The 17,007-nt window shown below is 42.7% G+C and carries 17 protein-coding genes; 6 read left to right on the top strand and 11 right to left on the bottom strand.

Going from position 1 to position 17,007, the window contains the following annotated elements:
• Positions 1–123 precede the first annotated feature (123 nt).
• The 3 genes from DCO56_RS06275 to DCO56_RS06265 are packed head-to-tail and all read right to left on the bottom strand — an operon-like array spanning position 124 to position 5,907.
• A complete protein-coding gene (locus DCO56_RS06275) occupies positions 124–1,221 on the bottom strand; it encodes an efflux RND transporter periplasmic adaptor subunit (RefSeq protein ID WP_108632836.1) in 1,098 nt (365 codons plus the stop codon).
• Positions 1,218–4,508: an efflux RND transporter permease subunit gene (locus DCO56_RS06270; protein WP_108632835.1), complete on the bottom strand. Its 3,291-nt coding sequence runs from the start codon at positions 4,506–4,508 to the stop codon at positions 1,218–1,220. The genes DCO56_RS06275 and DCO56_RS06270 overlap by 4 nt, the downstream gene beginning before the upstream one ends.
• A gap of 10 nt (positions 4,509–4,518) precedes the next feature.
• Positions 4,519–5,907, bottom strand: a complete 1,389-nt coding sequence (locus DCO56_RS06265; RefSeq protein ID WP_108632834.1) for a TolC family protein — start codon at positions 5,905–5,907, stop codon at positions 4,519–4,521.
• A 170-nt stretch (positions 5,908–6,077) separates the two neighbouring features.
• On the opposite strand from DCO56_RS06265, the gene DCO56_RS06260 reads away from it, so the two are divergent.
• A complete protein-coding gene (locus tag DCO56_RS06260; RefSeq protein ID WP_108632833.1) occupies positions 6,078–7,088 on the top strand; it encodes a sensor histidine kinase in 1,011 nt (336 codons plus the stop codon).
• A 2-nt stretch (positions 7,089–7,090) separates the two neighbouring features.
• Positions 7,091–7,786 carry a LytR/AlgR family response regulator transcription factor gene (locus DCO56_RS06255; protein WP_108632832.1) on the top strand — a complete coding sequence of 232 codons (696 nt, stop codon included), beginning with the start codon at positions 7,091–7,093 and terminating at the stop codon, positions 7,784–7,786.
• Positions 7,787–7,788: 2 nt separating this feature from the next.
• Here the strand turns inward: DCO56_RS06255 and DCO56_RS06250 are convergent, their stop codons facing one another.
• Positions 7,789–8,259, bottom strand: a complete 471-nt coding sequence (locus tag DCO56_RS06250; RefSeq protein WP_108632831.1) for an OsmC family protein — start codon at positions 8,257–8,259, stop codon at positions 7,789–7,791.
• A gap of 217 nt (positions 8,260–8,476) precedes the next feature.
• Between DCO56_RS06250 and DCO56_RS06245 the strand changes: the two genes are divergently transcribed.
• A complete protein-coding gene (locus tag DCO56_RS06245; protein ID WP_108632830.1) occupies positions 8,477–9,046 on the top strand; it encodes a Crp/Fnr family transcriptional regulator in 570 nt (189 codons plus the stop codon).
• 6 nt (positions 9,047–9,052) lie between these two features.
• Here DCO56_RS06245 and DCO56_RS06240 read toward each other — a convergent pair whose 3' ends face one another.
• Positions 9,053–9,949, bottom strand: a complete 897-nt coding sequence (locus tag DCO56_RS06240; RefSeq protein WP_108632829.1) for a LysR family transcriptional regulator — start codon at positions 9,947–9,949, stop codon at positions 9,053–9,055.
• A gap of 97 nt (positions 9,950–10,046) precedes the next feature.
• Here DCO56_RS06240 and DCO56_RS06235 point away from each other — a divergent pair, with 97 nt between their 5' ends.
• Together DCO56_RS06235 and DCO56_RS06230 are read left to right on the top strand one after the other, a co-directional pair.
• Complete coding sequence (locus DCO56_RS06235) at positions 10,047–10,658, top strand: NAD(P)H-dependent oxidoreductase (RefSeq protein WP_108632828.1); 612 nt, start codon at positions 10,047–10,049, stop codon at positions 10,656–10,658.
• Complete coding sequence (locus DCO56_RS06230) at positions 10,655–10,945, top strand: putative quinol monooxygenase (protein WP_108632827.1); 291 nt, start codon at positions 10,655–10,657, stop codon at positions 10,943–10,945. Before DCO56_RS06235 ends, DCO56_RS06230 begins: the two co-directional genes overlap by 4 nt.
• A gap of 98 nt (positions 10,946–11,043) precedes the next feature.
• Here DCO56_RS06230 and DCO56_RS06225 read toward each other — a convergent pair whose 3' ends face one another.
• From DCO56_RS06225 to DCO56_RS06200, 6 genes are all read right to left on the bottom strand, one after another.
• Positions 11,044–11,361, bottom strand: a complete 318-nt coding sequence (locus DCO56_RS06225) for a hypothetical protein (RefSeq protein ID WP_146190990.1) — start codon at positions 11,359–11,361, stop codon at positions 11,044–11,046.
• Positions 11,362–11,539: 178 nt separating this feature from the next.
• A complete protein-coding gene (locus DCO56_RS06220) occupies positions 11,540–12,265 on the bottom strand; it encodes a glutamine amidotransferase-related protein (protein ID WP_108632825.1) in 726 nt (241 codons plus the stop codon).
• Between the two features lie 25 nt (positions 12,266–12,290).
• Entirely contained in the window at positions 12,291–13,028 is a 738-nt protein-coding gene (locus DCO56_RS06215) for a YggS family pyridoxal phosphate-dependent enzyme (protein ID WP_108632824.1), read from the bottom strand.
• A 9-nt stretch (positions 13,029–13,037) separates the two neighbouring features.
• A complete protein-coding gene (locus DCO56_RS06210; protein WP_241255008.1) occupies positions 13,038–13,535 on the bottom strand; it encodes a GNAT family N-acetyltransferase in 498 nt (165 codons plus the stop codon).
• Between the two features lie 60 nt (positions 13,536–13,595).
• Complete coding sequence (locus tag DCO56_RS06205) at positions 13,596–14,207, bottom strand: FMN-binding negative transcriptional regulator (RefSeq protein WP_108632822.1); 612 nt, start codon at positions 14,205–14,207, stop codon at positions 13,596–13,598.
• A 204-nt stretch (positions 14,208–14,411) separates the two neighbouring features.
• Complete coding sequence (locus tag DCO56_RS06200; RefSeq protein WP_108632821.1) at positions 14,412–15,293, bottom strand: DMT family transporter; 882 nt, start codon at positions 15,291–15,293, stop codon at positions 14,412–14,414.
• 99 nt (positions 15,294–15,392) lie between these two features.
• Here DCO56_RS06200 and DCO56_RS06195 point away from each other — a divergent pair, with 99 nt between their 5' ends.
• Complete coding sequence (locus DCO56_RS06195) at positions 15,393–16,835, top strand: aminotransferase-like domain-containing protein (protein ID WP_108632820.1); 1,443 nt, start codon at positions 15,393–15,395, stop codon at positions 16,833–16,835.
• The last annotated feature ends 172 nt before the right edge of the window (positions 16,836–17,007 follow it).

Raw genomic sequence — 17,007 nt, 5'->3', positions numbered from 1 at the left:
AAATGGGGTGTCCGATATTTTTGGACGCCCCGTTTGCTTTTTTATTTGCTTTTCCTGCAGTCTCTTTTTCAAATACTCAATGCTCAGAAATGCTTTTAGATATAGATTAACTTGCCTTGCTTTTTATTTAACCGTGGTACCATCTGCGATTTCTTCATCGGCTTTACTGATGAGTCGCATGGTCGGACTAAGGTCACCAAAGACTTCGACCTGACCGTCAATGCTACGTCCTTTTTGCACTGGAACACGGCTTGTTTTGTTGTCTACAACGGCGATGACAAAACTGCCTTCACCGGAGGTAAAGACCGCGGTTTTGGGAACGACAAAAGTGCTATCCTGAGAGGTCAAAGGTAATTCAACTTCGGCAACCATGCCCGGAAGGAGCTTATTGTTTGTATTGGTAATGTCGATTTCAACTCTTTCAGATCGAAATCTGCTATCTAGTGCCCCTGATTTACGTGCGATCTTACCTGAAAACTGTTGGCCCGGCAAGGATTTTACGGTAAATTGTAGCGGTTGATCTGCTGCCAGGAAGCCTGCATATTGTTCGGGTACGGCAACAGCCAAGCGGAGCTTGCTCTGTTGCTGGATGGTCATGATAGGCATCTCCGAACCTCTGCCCGCTGGTCCGACATAGGCACCCTGATTGACATTACGTGTAGCGATAACGCCATCAAATGGTGCGCGTATTTCGAGGTAGTTCAGTAGGTTCTGTACCTCCGCATAGGCTGATTTTGCCGCCTGAAACTGGGCAAAATCGGCATTCTTTTTCGCTTCGGCGACCTCGAGATCCAGTCGGGCTACAGTACCTTCGACTTTACTGGTTTCGAATAGTCTATCGTAGGTACTTTTAGTCGCCATGTAAATCGCTTCCTGCGATTTTAATCTTGATTTTGCGGCCGACAACTGTGAACTCAATTCTGGTGCCTCAAGTACAGCTAACAGCTGCCCGGCCTGAACCCGACTGCCAATGTCAACTTTTAATGCCCGTACATAGCTGCTCACTTTGGCATAAATTTCTACCTGTTGAAATCCACTGATCTCGCCGGGTATCTGCATTTTGTTTGTTAGTTTCTGTTTAGACGGCGCAAATGTTTCCATTACTGGACTTGCCGTTACCGCTGCCACTTTTTTACTGTTTTCCTCAGCTGCGGACTGACATCCGGTTAAGTAGGCGAGTAGGCCTACTGCGGATAATATTTTTAGGAGATTGTGTTTCATGATAAAGGTTTTAATGCTGCGATATAATGTTTACTTTCTTCGTCTTCTGGATCTAAGGAGATTGATTGGGTGCTGCTTTTCTCTTGTGCCCAGGCAAATATTAAAGGTAAAATCACCAGTACGGCAAACGTAGAGAATAATAAGCCTCCGATAACGGCACGTCCCAAAGGAGATACCTGTTCACCGCCTTCACCATGGCCTATTGCCATGGGCAACATCCCGACAATCATGGCCAAACTGGTCATAATAATAGGGCGTAAACGGAGAGAGGCGGCTTCACGTGCGGCAGCCAATGCGTTTTGATTGTGCTTGCGGATATGTTCGGCATTGGTGATCAGCAGCACCGCATTGGCAATGGATACACCAACAGACATAATAATACCCATATAAGACTGTAGGTTGAGCGTTGAACCGGTCAATAAAAGCATCAGCAGGGATCCAAGGACAACGGCTGGGACAGTGGTGAGGACGACCATAGAAACTTTAAATGACTGAAAGTTGGCCGAAAGCATCAGAAATATCACAATAATTGCTACCGCCAGACCTGCCTGTAGGCTATCCATAGTTTCATTTAATACTTTTCCCAACCCGATTTGCTCCACTGAAAGACCGCGTGGAAGTTCGCCCAAAGCTTTAATACTACGTTGTACATCATTGGAGGCTGTTTTCAGATCCGTATGGTCGATATTGGCGGTGACAGAAATGTAGGGCATGGCACCTAGGTTGTCGTTCTCGCCATAAGTATAAGATGGCGTAATGGTTGCAATATCGCTCAGTATTGGCCTTGACGAATTTTTTAACAATGGAATTTCTCCAATCTCTTTCTCGTCTTTCATTTTATCAATGGGAACCTGTACTTGCACATTGTAGGATAGCCCCGCTTTTTCATCAATCCAGGTATTTTTCTCGGTATAACGGGAGGACGATGTTGCCGCGATCAATGATCGGGTCACTTCTGCAAGGTCAATACCTAGCTGAGCGGCACGTACCCGGTCAATATTGATGTCATAGGACGGGTATTTGATGGATTGCGCCAGCTGCACATCCCTGAAATAGGGAATAGCTTTCAGTTCTTCGATTAATTTGCCTGCATATTTTTCATTATTTTTTTTGTTCTTGCCGGCAATTCGCACCTCGATCGGTGTCGGCGAACCTTGACTCAGGACTTTGTCGGTGAGTTCGATCGGTTCAAAAGAAACCTGCACATCAGGAAGAGCGGCCTTGAGTCGCTTTCTGTATTCGTCGCGGAAACTGTCCATATCGTGGTGATAATCTTTGAGGGCGATTTGAAAAACGGCTTCATGGGGACCTGCCATAAACAGGTAGATCGGTGATACGGAGAATTGCCCGGGGTGTTGACCAATATAAACAGAGGATATGCTAATGTGTTCTTTACCGACCAGTTGTTCAAGCTCAGCTAATGCGCGTTTGGCCTTTTCTTCGGTACGTTCAATGCGGGTGCCTTCGACGGCACGCAGACGCATCTGAAATTGGCTCGAATTGACCTTTGGAAATACGTCCTGTCCAATCGTATTGAGCAAAACGAGGACCAGACTTATGGCACCCACCAGGTAGACGACGGTGATAATTTTCTTCTGCTTGAACAGTCGGTCGATCATTTTCATAAACCGATTTCTGAATCGTTCAAACAGGCTGATCTTGCCATCGTTGTTAAAATCTTCCCGTTCAACAAGAAGTTTCTTTTGATTCAGGGTATCTTGTTCGGATTCAACGGATAGACCTGTTTCGGCAAATTGAACTTCATCCGGATTCAGTCCTTTTGGATTTATTTTATGTGCACCGGTTTTGTGGTGATCTTTCATGAGCCAGTTGGCCATGATCGGTACGAAAGTCTGTGACAGCAGAAAGGAGATAATCATCGAAAATCCGATGGACAAAGCCAGTGGTAAAAATAAGGATCCGGGAATACCTGTCATTGTAAAAGCCGGAGCGAATACAGCGAGGATACAGAGTAAAATCAGCAGCTTTGGCAAGGCAATTTCCTTACAGGCATCCCAGATGGCCAATGCTTTTGGTTTGCCCATATCCAGGTGTTGGTGTATATTCTCTATCGTGACTGTACTCTCGTCAACGAGGATACCGATTGCCAGTGCCAATCCACTCAGTGACATTAGATTGATCGTCTGTCCAAATAGTTTCAGGAAGAGCACGCCCGAAATAACAGAGATTGGGATTGTTAAAATAACGATTAAAGCTGCTCTACGGTCGCCCAAAAATAATAAGACCATCAGACCAGTGAGTATTGCTCCGATAGCGCCTTCGGTAATCAAACTTTTGACGGAGTTGATGACATAAACGGATTGGTCAAACTCATAGGATAGTTTTACATCCTCGGGCAAGGTATTCTGTATTTTTGGAAGTGCGGCTTTCAGATTTTGTACGACTTCCCAAGTGGAAGCATCACCGGCTTTGGCAATACTGACGTAGACCGATCGTTTGCCATTGACGAGCGCATAACCTGCGGTAACATCGGCGCCGTCTTTCACCGTGGCAATATCGCCCAGATAGAGATTTTGTACTCCGCCTTTAAAAAGCGGGATTTTCTCAAAATCTTTTACATCCCGAATGGTGTTGTTGGTGGGCGTAATATAGTTTTTATCTTTTATACGGACATTTCCGGCAGGTGCGGTCTGGTTGTTGAGTTTTAATGCTTCGACGACCTGATCGGGGGTCATGTTGTGACTGCGCATCAGATCGGGATCTACATTGACCTCGATGGTACGGGGACTGCCCCCAAATGGTGGCGGGGAAAGTAATCCCGGTATGGAGGTAAATGAAGCCCGAACATACACATTGGCCAGATCCTGTAGTTCGTTGTTGGAACGTTTATCACTGCTGAGTACAAGCTGCCCTACAGGGAGTGAAGACGCGTCAAACCGGATAATAAAGGGCGGTTGTGATCCCGGAGGAAAGGAGGCCTGGATCCTATTGGCGAGTGCGCTCAATTCCGCCGCTGCTTGTGCCATATTGGTGTCTTCGTAGTAGGAGATCTTCATTAAGGTCAGCCCCTGGATGTTTTTGGTCTCAATGGATTTGACGCCATTGGCAAAAAGTAGGATATTGACGTAGTTTTTGGCAAAATAAGACTCCATCTGATCTGGAGAATAACCCCCAAAGGGGTGCGCAATATAAATAACAGGAAGGTTCATTTTGGGTAAAATGTCTACCTTGATGGTGCGTACTGCGCCTATTCCAAATACAATAAGTCCCATGACCAGTACAAGAATGGATATCGGCTTACGTAAGGCAAAACGGATTAAATTCATGCGGTGTTATTTATAGTTCTTTGTTGAAAATATCGAAATCTCCAGCCGCTGCGGCTTTCAGTAAAAGTGACTGCCAGAGGTTGATATGGACGATTTCGCGATCTGTTTCGGCTCTATTCAGGGTATATAAGGTCTGGGTGACATCCACAAGTGTCGCTAGACCGTTTTTGTACATCGCCATCTTTTGATTGTAGGCCTGTAGGGCAGCTGACACCTGTCTTGGTGCTTCAATATCGCTCTGCTGGGCTAACTTGATTTTAACATCAGCGGCATCGAGCTGCGCGGCAAATTGCGCCGCAGTAGTTTGATATTCCTCCCGTAAGGCGTCGTTGGTGTATCGCTGTGCACTGATTTTTTTGTTGATTCGGGCGATCGTGGTGATATTCCAATTGATCCCCAAGCCCAAAAGATAGTTTTGTCGGTTGGGACGGATACCATCCCAGTAGTTTCTTGTAAAGGCATGGAGGTCTGTTGTGTAATCGCTTTTGAAGCCAGAACCTCTTGCCTGGAAAACTCCGAAAGCGGAGAGGGTTGGTAAAAATTCCTTGTTTGAAAGCTTCAGCTGTTGTTCGCCCACTTCAATCCGACTTTTGTAATATTGAAGTACCGGATTATTGTCTACCAAAGCCGGGTCAGTGCTCAGCAGCTGGGTGGGTGTTTTTGTTACCAGCGCAGTGTCAATCTGAAGGTCTGTCGAATTGATTCCCATCAATACCGTCAATTTGTTGTTTTGTTCCTTCACATTTTCTCCGGCCTGATTCAAACTGATCTTCGCGCGGGATACTTCTGCCGAGGCCAAGGTTGAATCGACACCGGGCAAAATCCCGTTCTTGGCTTTGGTGGCCGCGATGTTAAAGAATACCAGAGCGCGATCCAGGTTCTTCTGTTGATTTTTCTGGAGACGTTGGCTCGCCAGAAGATTCAGGTAGGCTGCGGCAATCTTGATCTTATGTTGAAATTGTTCTTGTTGGAGATCAATTTCCAATCGTCTGCTGTCCGCTTTACTCAATTCGATTCGCTCTTTCCTGCGGCCAAAGGTGTAGATATCCCAATTGATGTTGGCAAGATAAAGCGCTCCGAATGCGGAATTCCAATTTTGCTCCGGAAGTGCCGCTCCCGAAGAAGCAACACCGAGTCCGCCAAATCCATACAGTGGACCATTCTGTCCATTTATGGTTCCATAATCTTGTTGCGCTGCAACGGTCAAATTAGGCCAGAAGTCGCGTTTTACCTGTTCGTTGGTCTGTAGTGCTGACTGGACATAATACGCCTTTGCCTTAATAATTCCATAATTTGCCAGACCTTGGTCCACAGCATCACGGATGGTAAGCTTTTGTGCAAATGAGGTTGAGGTCGCAAGTGATACAGCCAATGACAACACTAAATTCAATTTCAGCATAGGTTATATATCATTTTATGGAAACGAAGATAAGACCATGCTTGCTGTAAAGTCCGTTTAAAATGATCTATGGCGTTTAAAAGTGACCAATTTAATTCGTCATTTATTTTTCGGTGGTTATAAACTTAATACTTTTACTTTGTAACAGATTTTTAACAAAATAAGGGATTATGAGAAAGGTGCTGGAGAATAAGATCATACAGGAAATTGCATTATTGATCTTTTCGTTTATCCTCTTTACGTTGAATGACTGGATCCTGATTTTAAGCTGGAAAGGTTTTTTAATGGGGGTGATCTATTTTTTGATCTTATATATCCATGCGCAGGTGAACCGTTTCTTTCTGCTGCCGCTGCTGCTGAAAAAGAATAAAGCTGTACTGTATGCGCTGTTCTCCATCGCAATGCTGCTGGTTTTTGCTCTCATTTTAAAAGAAATAACGGAAAATGTAATCTACAAAAATTGTTTTCTGTACAAAAATCTCGCTCAGAAAACATTCCATTATCAGGTCGGCGTATTATTGGGCTCGTTAATCTGTATTTTGGGCAGTATCCAATTTATTGAATTTTATCGCTTTCAGCGATTGAAAACACGACGGGAGCTGCTTTCTAACCAAACGCAATTGTCTAATTTGAAAAAACAGCTGAACCCTCATTTTTTGTTCAATACCTTAAATACTATCTATGGCATCAGCCTCAAATTTCCGGAACGTACTTCTGAACTGATTATCAAGGTATCGCAATTGCTGCGTTATCAAATGGAAAGTAGCGATAAGGAATTTGTGTCTATGGATGATGAGATTGACTTTATTTCGAGCTATATCGAATTGGAACGGGAACGCCTTGGGTATCGTACGAAGATTGACTTTGATTACCAGCGAGAGGAGGGAGTCAATTATCAGATTGCGCCAATGCTACTGATCACATTTGTAGAGAATGCCTTTAAACATGGCACCTGTAGTATAGAAGATTGTTACGTAGCAATTTCGATCAGGATTGAAAAAGGGAACTTATATTTGCATGTGCGAAATTCCGTTCCCGTGAAAAAAAGGAACGTTTTTTCGGCAAAAATAGGTTTGGAAAATACGGTAGCACGATTGAAATTGTTATATCCTAACCGCTATCAGTTAAATACAAACGCCAGTAAAGAGGAGTTTGAGGTATCTTTAGTCATAAATCTTTAGCTATGGAGAAAAATCGCTGTATTGTGGTTGACGACGAACCAGCTGCACATTATGTATTGGTCAATTATATCGAAAGAAGCGCTGATCTGGAATTGGCAGCCCAATGTTACAATGCATTTGAAGCACTGGAATATCTGCGAAATAATAGGGTCGACCTGATTTTTCTGGATATTGATATGCCCGAAATCACTGGAATGGAGTTTCTGAAAATGTTGGACAATCCACCTAAAACGATACTAACAACAGCTTACTCGGAATATGCATTGGAAAGCTATGACTACGGCGTTATTGATTATTTATTGAAGCCGATATCTTTCCCCCGTTTTTTTAAAGCTGTTCAACGCTTTCTTTCCTACACCGGTAGTCTGATCCCACAAGAGGAGGAACCAAAGACAATCAGTATCCGCATGGATGGACGGTTGATTGAGGTGAAGCTTGCCCAAATTGACTTTATCCAAAGTTTTGGTAATTATGTAAAAATCGTGACGCCCGCGCAGACCTATCTTACGGCCAGTACTACCCAGCAGATTTTAAAACAAGTACCTGCTTCCAAATTTGTCCGCATCCATAAATCGTATATTGCCTCCATCAACAAGGTTAGCAAATATGAACATGGCATGGTGCAGATCAATGATATGAGTCTGCCTGTTGGGATCACTTTCAGAAGGGAATTACAAGAACGTCTCGGCAACAGATAAGATTACTCTTCCGATCGCACATGGGGCTGATGGAATACCGGGAAATTCATTGAATTTGCAATAAAGCAATACTCACTGGCCTTTTTGTGGAGTGCGATTGCTTTGTCGATCATTTCCGGTCGCTGAACACGAATAGAAGGACTAAGTATAACCTCTTTAAAAAAGCCCTTGCCACTTTCCTCCTCCATCATTGTCCCTGTGGCATGGTCAATATACGATTCCACGATAATATTGTTGACCGAACAGAAATGAAGATACCATAGCATGTGGCAGGAGGATAGGGACGCAAGTAAGAGGTCTTCGGGATTGTGCTTGTTGGGATCCCCGCGAAATGCCGGATCAGAAGAACCCTGGATAATCACTTTGTCCTTTATGCTGATCTGGTGGCTTCTTTCGTAGTTCTTATAATGATCTGTACCACTGCCTAAATTGCCTGTCCATTCGACAGTCGCTTTATATTGATGTTCTTTCATCGAGAAATATTTTTAATAGCTAATCCGTTATGAAGTTATAAAATACCCGAAACATATTTCCAATAAAATCCGCTCGTCCATGGGGTTGCGCTGTTGTTGGCCATCCTCTATCCTGGCAGACCTCCTAGCTTTCTAAAGGGAATAAAACAATTGTCGGAAACCTTGGTTCGGATTTAGGGATAGACTATATTTGCTGTATATCAATCAGCATTATCCTATGGATCAAAAGCTATTAGCGGAGAGCATCCTGAATCAAATTGATCTTAATGCCCAAGAGAAGGAACTTTTCTTTTCTTTTGTCAAATTGAAAAAGGTCAAGAAGAAACAGGTTTTATTGTTGGAAGGGGATGTGAGCCGTTATGCTTTATTTGTCGTTTCGGGCTGTCTGCGCAGTTATTGTGTGGATGAAAATGGTAGTCCTTATATTCAGCAATTTGCTCCTGAAGGCTGGTGGATTGGGGATATGTATAGCCTTATTACGGGCAAGCCGGGGCATCTTGTTGTGGATGCAATATTTGATTCTGAAATCGCTATGATTGCCAAGGTGGATCTGAATAGGCTGTACAAAGAAATCCCGCAGTTGAATATTTACTTCAGAATACTTGCAGAAAACGCCTTGGTCTATTACCAAAGCCGTGCGATGGAAAACTTACGTTTGACCGCTAGGGAACGTTATGAACGATTTTGCACCCGCTATCCTAGCTTGATCGCCTGTTTGCCTCAAAAGCAGGTTGCAGCCTATATTGGCGTGACCCCCGAATTCTTAAGTAAGATGCTGAATCAATAAAGGCAGTTACCACTTTTCCTGTAGCAATGTCTCCAACTGACTGATTTCCTCCTGATACATTGTTTTCTTGCGTGTTCCAAAATAGAGGGTATTCTCCACAGGAGATTGTCCTTCCCAGACCAGTTTTATTTTGCCGGAAGCAATGGCTTCTGCACATAAAAAATCAGGAACAATGGAAAAGCCCTTGTTATTGCTGAGGCATCGTATAATAGAACTGATATTAGGTACAATGTAATTGGGACTGAAATCCGGATGTTCGCCAAAATGCGTTGACCAGAAATTCCTGAGATGATCCATATCCGCTGCGGTGCTGTACCATAGCTGTTTTTTTAATAGCATTGAGGCTTCCTTAATCTTGTTGTCATGCAATAAGGCTTCTAAGTCCGCGGTGTCGGTCTGGCCACCCGCAATCAATACAATACGTTCTTTCGAAAAAGCCTGATAAATCAAATTCTGTTGATTACCCTTTTGTGGTGTAATAATTAAGTCAAGTAGCCCATTGTCCAGATCCTGTTGCATCTGCGGATATTCACCAAATTTAATGATCAGGTTAAAGGGGAGTTGTGCAATATGCTCCTCTAAGGTGTATTGAAAGGTTTCAAAACACATGCCGACACTGATGGTAATACGCTCATCCAGGGTACGTTTGTGAAAATGCTGCTCGCCTGTTTCAAGTTTCTTCAGTGGATCTATAATATAGTTGTATAGAATTTTACCTTTCTCCGTCGGAACCATCCTACGTGCGGACCTATCGAAAAGTTTGTGCCCGGTAAACGCTTCCAAAGAGTTGAGATGTAGACTCACACCGGGCTGTGAGATAAACAATTCCTGTGCCGCAGCAGACAGGGTACCGGTCTCATAGATCGCTTTAAAAGTGCGCAGCCATTCTAAGTTCCATTTCATATCTATTATTTTAATGATACAAATGTACAATTTAAATTATTTGTATTATCTATAATAATGATAGAAATTTGTGTTATCAATAATAAAAATTATAGAAATGAATATATTTATTATCAATGGCGGGCAGGAATTCGCACACTCTGGTGGTTCTTTTAATACCACAATTACGAATTGGACGGTACAAACTTTAGTTAAAAACGGATTTGAAACGCGTGTGACAAATGTAAACGATGCATTTGATCCAATGGTAGAAGCAGAAAATTTTAAATGGGCAGATATTATCGTGTATCATTTCCCTGTATGGTGGTTTCAGGTACCTAATCGTCTGAAGCTTTATATTGATGAAGTGTTTACCGCCGGACACAATAATGGAATTTATCGGAGTGATGGTCGTTCACGCAAGAATCCCGCAATCAATTATGGCACCGGTGGTCTAATGCATGGGAAAAAGTATTTTGTGACCTCGAGCTGGAATGCGCCAGATACTGCATTTACCATGGAGGGTGAGTTTTTTGATCAACATTCTGTTGACGAGGGGGTTCTGTTCGGTTTTCATAAGATGAATCAATTTGCGGGACTGGAAAGTATCGGAAGTTTCCATTTTCATGATATGGAGAAGGGGGCAACGCAGGAACGTGTAGACAATTACGAAAAAGAGTATAAAGAATATCTGGAAGAAGTATTTTATTTTGAGAATCAATTATCATGAGGATTTATATAACCGCTATTTTAAAAGCAAATCTGTTGTATCGAGATGAAGTCAGGGCTACATTGCAACATATGGTCCAAGAAAGCCGCAAAGAAGCCGCTTGTATGCAATATGACCTACATCAGACGACAGACGATGAGAATCAGTTTATCTTTTATGAAATTTGGGAAAGCCGCGCGGGACTGGAACACCACAATCAGCAACCTTATATCCTGGCATTCGGACGTATGGCGGAGGAGAAGTTGCAAGAGACGCCGCAGATTTATTTAATGGAGAGGATAGCCTGACACTATTTTGGTAAAGTCAGGGGACTGGGGGAAGGATAAAATGGACTGTTATTAAAAATATTCGGATCATTCGTGTTTGCGTTGTCAGCGACAAGCTGCTATTTATCAACACGAATGATTCTATTGGTCCCTTGTTCTACGCCAATGGTCAGCTTATTTCGTTGCTTTAAACTCTTTTGTAAAAGGCTTAACTCATCTTTTCGTTCACCATTTTTGGTGTCTAACCAAAAAGAAGCGGCCATCATACCGATCTGTATCCTGTAAACTGAATCCTGATCAGGGACGACCTGTTCAATGACCTGATTTTCATACCAGATCAAATTCTCGTCATTCTTTTTAACAGAACAGGAAAATAGCACAAGACCTACGATTAATAAGATGCTTCCGCTCAAAAGATACCTAAGTTTAAAATCCATCTGCATGTTGTTTGATAACTAAATCTACATTTTTTTCTTTACCTCAGCGCTAAAATATCGTATAAATCTGATGTTTGATGCATTATTTTTGCCAATTAAATCCTACGAGGTGAATACAGATTACAGTTGATGTCTATTGCGTGTTTGGGTTCCTTACTTATGCGGTCTCTTTCAAAAGCTATTTTTTCTTATACCGGTAAGTAGCTTCTAGATGATCAAGAAATTGAAATAGCTTATAGTTCATTTCGGTATAGTCGTAACTGCGGATTTGATCCGGGGTCTGGACAAACCTGTGCGCCTGGCTTTTGTGCAAAAGATCTTTTTCTGCTTTGATCAGCAGTTCAACAACTTCTGCATTGAGTTCCATATGGCATTGGAAACCGTAGACCAAATCGTTGTATTTTACAATCTGTCGCGGGCAACCTGCACTGGTCGCGAGTACCTGACTGCCTGCACTGAGCCCCGGCATGTCATTATGCCAATGACCGACAGCAAGGGATTTGCCAAAATGCTGTATTTTCTTGTCCTGTAAACCGTCTTCAGTCAGTTGGATCGCAAAGACGCCTATTTCTTTTTCCGGACTCGGTTCGTAGGTTGTTCCTAGCGCCTCACCGATCAATTGTGCTCCCAGACAAACGCCGATGACGGCTTTACCAGCATAGATGCATTGCTTAATCAATGCAATTTCAGCAGGTGCATCATAATAGGGATATTCTTGTGGAGACGAATCTGGACTTTGGGGCCCACCCATAATGACCAATAGGTCTATCGTCACGCTATCTTGCGGTAGCGTTTCATTTTGATATACTCTAGAGAAACTCGTTTTATGTTGTCGTGATACCGCCCATTGTAAATAGGCTCCTGGAGCTTCAAAATCTTCATGTTGGATAAAATGCACATTCATAAGCTATATTTATAGATCAGATTTTCTATTCCATCAAATTCTCGTTCCAATAGTAATTATCGGGCGTATTTCGCTGTCCGAATATTGCTGTGCCTACCCGCACAATAGTTGCGCCCTCTGCAATCGCGATGTCCAGATCTCCGCTCATTCCCATGGATAATTCTTGCATTGTCACGTTCGGGATGTCGAGCCTGATAATTTCTTGTTGAATCTGTTTGAGCAACTGGAAACACTTACGCACTCGGTCAGCCTCGGCACTCAGCAGACCGATCGTCATCAGGCCTTTTATATGTAAGGTATTGAAAACCGAAATCTGCCTGACAAGGTCAATGACCTGATCTGGAGCAGCACCATATTTACTCTCCTCGTAAGATGTATTTACCTGAATGAGTATATCTATTGTTTTATTTTCGGCTGTGAGCCGCTGATGGAGCTTTTGAGCTAAATCGAAGCGATCTATGGAATGCACGCAGGAAACATTATACTTAAGGATTTCTTTGATTTTATTGGTCTGCAAGTGTCCAATAAAATGATTGTTGTGTGGAATCTCTTTCAGATCTTCGTATTTCTCCTTTAGTTCCTGCACCTTGTTTTCGGCAATTAAGGTCTGTCCGGTTTGTAAAGCGATTTTTATGCGCTCTGCTGCTACAGTTTTTGTTGCGAGCAATAATTTTACTTCTTGTGGATCTCTGCCGTTTTTTTGGCAAGCTTCTTTGATCCGATGCCGTACAGTATTTATATTGTCGATAATGGTTGAATTCATTTTTTTGAATTAATTGTTGGTCCAATTTTTTTTCATCATAATATCGGTTTGTTCATCATCACCCAATCTGAAAATATGTTTATCGAAGGCGACGAAGCCATTTTTTTGATAAAAACTGATTGCACGAAGATTTTCCTCCCATACCCCCAACCAGATGAACCGAACATTTTTTAACCGGGCAATATCCAATGCTTTTTCATAAAGAAGCTGTCCTACTTTTTTTCCATGAAATTCTTGTAATACATAGATACGTTCTATTTCCAGTGCATGCTCATGTTGTAATTCTGTTTGCGCCTGTTCACTGTTTATTTTGAGATAGCCAATGACCCTATTATCGAGTTGCGCAAAATAAAACTCCGACCCTTGATTGCTCAATTCAGCCAATAGTGTTTCATTCGAGAATTTTTCCGCCATGTATTTCGTCATATTATCTGCTGTATTGGCTTCAGAAAATGCCTCGATAAAGGTCTGCTGACTTATACTTTGCAATAGATCAATATCAGTCATTTTCACTTTGAGAATTTTTATGTTTATTGAATTTTTGTCCATTTGAATCTGTGTAATAAATTAAGACTGTAAGTTTCTGATAGATTTAGCGATGCTCTTTTCGACAGAATTGCCTCCTTTCTCTAAATGTGTAGCTATACGTTCCCTTTCGGCGGGCGCTTTGTTCTGACTAATCTTTTTTTGCCCCTGTAGATCCGTTACCTCCAGCTCAAAGGCAACAATACCTCGCATCATGCCTTTTTTAAAACGATCGGACAGTCCTTGCCATTGGTTTAAATAAGCACTGTCGTAGGTCTTGATCATTTGTTCAAGCACTGCTATCTTTTCGTCCTCATTGTTTATAATCCGTGCTGTTCCGTAGGCATGTACAGCGATATAGTCCCAAGTTGGGACGCTTTCCTCCTTGTCGTAATGCATCGGGGATATATAGGCATGTGGTTCCGAAAAAATAACCAACGAAGTGTTTTCTACAATATAATTGGCTTGCTCATTTGCAACAGCAAAATGCGAGCTTAAAAAGAGCTTATCAGCATGTTCGTTGATCTGAAAAGGAAGTTGCGTCGCTATCGGAATATTGTTTTTAATGGATACAATCGTTGCAAAACTATATTCTTTCATAAATGCAAGCTGTTCCCTATAGTCTTCAAATTGAAAATGTCTGGGTACGTACATACAAGGGTGTTTTTGTGATTACAACAAAAATAGGGCTAAAGTGATTGGAGTAAATGGTCCAAATCCAATAAAGTGGCTGGTCCAGTGACAACACTATACACATTCCCGTCAGGTTGAATGGCCGGATTGTACTGTCGCTGCCGAACTGATGTATGTGTTGGTTTTATAATGGTCAGCTAACAAGGCCTATTTTATTTTATCTTGTTAGCTGGCAAATTTTTTAGCGCCACCCACACAGAGTATGACACCAATGGTAACGAATAGCATCCCGATATTCACTTCTTCGTGAAGCAGACTGGCGGCTAAGATGAGACCAAAGAAGGGTTGAAGGAGCTGGAGCTGACCAATAGCAGCAATTCCACCCTGAGCTAATCCTTTATACCAAAAGATAAAACCGATAAACATGCTAAAGAGGGAGACATAAGCAAGACTTGTCCAAGCTCCAATACCTACGTTTGCCACGGTTGTTGGAAGGAAAATAAAAGTCAGGGGCAGAACCACTGGCAATGAAAACACCAATGCCCAGGAAATTACCTGCCAACCGCCCAATGTCTTTGAAAGCTTGCCCCCTTCGGCATACCCAAGTCCACAAAGAATAACAGAAAATAACATCAGTATATCTCCGACAGGGGAGGAAGATATGCCTTGCTTGAGCGCATATCCAACTACCAAGAGACTGCCGAGTATCGAAAAGATCCAGAATACCGGGCGGGGACGTTCGCTACCACGAATGATACTAAAAACTGCGGTCGACACAGGAAGTATACCTACAAAGACAATGGAATGTGCGGAGGTCACATAACGTAGGGCCAGGGCGCTCAATAGGGGGAAGCCAATGACTACGCCCAAGGCCACAATACCAAGGGACAAAAACTGTGTTTTTTGAGGAAATTTTTCCTTATTGATCAATAATACGATCAGCGCAAGCATGCCTGCGATGGTAGCGCGGGCTACCGTTACAAAGAACGGATCCAAATCTAAGACTGCTATCCGTGTCGCTGGCAGTGAGCCACTAAATATAATTACACCAAGTAAACCGTTTAGCCAACCGTTTGATGATTTTGTCTCTCCTGTATGAATGCCCATTGTCCTGTGATCTAAATTTTGATACAAATCTCGTGAATAGTTTAAGTTGAGTACAGTTACAGTTTTTGTTTAATTGATGGATACAGTTATATTTACACAATGGGAAAAGACTTTCTGTACAGTGTTTTGGCGCAAAATATAGCAAGTAAAATAAAAAATGGTGTTCTCAAACCCAACGAACGGCTACCATCCGTGCGTATGTTGAGTAAGGAACATGGCATTAGTATGAACACAGCTAAGCGGGTATTTCTCGCGTTGGAAGCGCAATCACTAATTTATTCGATACCGCAGTCGGGGTATTTTGTTAACGCATTGAATCAGCACAAATTACAGCTACCCGAGACAGGTCAAATACAGCTTATGGCGGATAGTGTTGAGCCCAATGAGCTGATCAGTAATGTCTACGCGAATATGGGCCGTAAAGACCTCACCTTGTTTTCCATCGGTGTTCCCTCAGGGGACTTACTGCCTTTAGCGAAATTAAAAAAGGAAATTGTACTTGCAAGCCGGGTATTAGATGCTGGTGGCGCTGAATATGAATCTTTACAGGGGAATTTGAAATTGCGGAGGATGGTAGCAGCGCGCTCCCTGGGTTGGGGCGGGGGATTGACAGCGGATGATGTTATCACAACGAATGGCTGTATGCACGCTTTGTCGCTCTGTCTGATGGCGTTGACCAGGCCGGGAGATACCATTGCGCTGGAGAGTCCCTGTTATCCCGGTATTTTGCAGTTGGTCCTAAGTTTGGGATTAAAAGTCATTGAATTGACCTGCGATCCAATGTCAGGAATTGATATCCATGCTCTTGAACGTCTATTGCCCAAAATAAATGTTTGTCTGCTTGTACCAAATTTCAATACCCCATTGGGCTATTGTATGCCTGATAAAAATAAAAAGGAAGTGGTCAGGTTACTCGCCAAGTATGCTATTCCGCTGATCGAAGATGATACCTATGGCGATATCTATTTTGGCCGCGAACGTCCCAAATGTTGCAAAACATTTGACGAAGATGGTAACGTGCTATGGTGTGGCTCGGTATCAAAAACATTGGCCCCCGGCTACCGGGTGGGCTGGGTTGCGGCAGGTAAATACAAGGATCAGGTGCTCCGTCTGAAATTAATCCATGCCTTGTCGTCGACAACATTGATTCACGAGGCGGTGGGTAATTTTTTAATGACCGGGAGATATGATCATCATCTTTATCATCTTCGGAAAACATTGCTGGAAAACTATCAACGATTTGCCAATGTGATCGCGGAATCTTTTCCGGAAGGGACGCGGATCAGCAGACCCCAAGGAGGATTGGCATTGTGGGTAGAGTTGCCAAAAAGCATTGACACAACAAAGCTTTACAACTACGGATTAAAAAAGAAAATAAGTATTGCTCCGGGAAGAATGTTCACCCTTCAAAATCAATTTCAAAATTGCGTGCGCTTTTGTTTGGGACTACCTTGGACAAATGAACTGAGATTTGCCCTCGTTCAATTAGGGAATTTAGCAAAGATGATGCAACATGCCAATAAAACTGATAAAGAAATCTAGGGTAGCTCTTCATGTATGCGTTTTGAAGATGGCTGAATTGGCGCCGGGAAGATAGGGGAATACAAGGGGGGACCGGCTGCAATTTGATATAAATTGCATATAAATTGATACGAAGCGGCTGCTGAATGTCAGTTATTCCAACGTTATTTGTTGTTAAGCGTAATTTTTTTTG

Origin of the sequence: Sphingobacterium athyrii (assembly GCF_003071065.1) — a bacterium.
In the GTDB taxonomy this organism is placed as follows: domain Bacteria; phylum Bacteroidota; class Bacteroidia; order Sphingobacteriales; family Sphingobacteriaceae; genus Sphingobacterium; species Sphingobacterium athyrii.
This window is presented reverse-complemented; position numbering and strand designations above follow the sequence as displayed.

Coding starts and splice junctions, on each gene's coding strand:
- DCO56_RS06275 (WP_108632836.1), bottom strand. CDS start 1,221: ATGAAACACAATCTCCTAAAAATATTATCCGCAGTAGGCCTACTCGCC.
- DCO56_RS06270 (WP_108632835.1), bottom strand. CDS start 4,508: ATGAATTTAATCCGTTTTGCCTTACGTAAGCCGATATCCATTCTTGTA.
- DCO56_RS06265 (WP_108632834.1), bottom strand. CDS start 5,907: ATGCTGAAATTGAATTTAGTGTTGTCATTGGCTGTATCACTTGCGACC.
- DCO56_RS06260 (WP_108632833.1), top strand. CDS start 6,078: ATGAGAAAGGTGCTGGAGAATAAGATCATACAGGAAATTGCATTATTG.
- DCO56_RS06255 (WP_108632832.1), top strand. CDS start 7,091: ATGGAGAAAAATCGCTGTATTGTGGTTGACGACGAACCAGCTGCACAT.
- DCO56_RS06250 (WP_108632831.1), bottom strand. CDS start 8,259: ATGAAAGAACATCAATATAAAGCGACTGTCGAATGGACAGGCAATTTA.
- DCO56_RS06245 (WP_108632830.1), top strand. CDS start 8,477: ATGGATCAAAAGCTATTAGCGGAGAGCATCCTGAATCAAATTGATCTT.
- DCO56_RS06240 (WP_108632829.1), bottom strand. CDS start 9,949: ATGAAATGGAACTTAGAATGGCTGCGCACTTTTAAAGCGATCTATGAG.
- DCO56_RS06235 (WP_108632828.1), top strand. CDS start 10,047: ATGAATATATTTATTATCAATGGCGGGCAGGAATTCGCACACTCTGGT.
- DCO56_RS06230 (WP_108632827.1), top strand. CDS start 10,655: ATGAGGATTTATATAACCGCTATTTTAAAAGCAAATCTGTTGTATCGA.
- DCO56_RS06225 (WP_146190990.1), bottom strand. CDS start 11,361: ATGGATTTTAAACTTAGGTATCTTTTGAGCGGAAGCATCTTATTAATC.
- DCO56_RS06220 (WP_108632825.1), bottom strand. CDS start 12,265: ATGAATGTGCATTTTATCCAACATGAAGATTTTGAAGCTCCAGGAGCC.
- DCO56_RS06215 (WP_108632824.1), bottom strand. CDS start 13,028: ATGAATTCAACCATTATCGACAATATAAATACTGTACGGCATCGGATC.
- DCO56_RS06210 (WP_241255008.1), bottom strand. CDS start 13,535: ATGACTGATATTGATCTATTGCAAAGTATAAGTCAGCAGACCTTTATC.
- DCO56_RS06205 (WP_108632822.1), bottom strand. CDS start 14,207: ATGTACGTACCCAGACATTTTCAATTTGAAGACTATAGGGAACAGCTT.
- DCO56_RS06200 (WP_108632821.1), bottom strand. CDS start 15,293: ATGGGCATTCATACAGGAGAGACAAAATCATCAAACGGTTGGCTAAAC.
- DCO56_RS06195 (WP_108632820.1), top strand. CDS start 15,393: ATGGGAAAAGACTTTCTGTACAGTGTTTTGGCGCAAAATATAGCAAGT.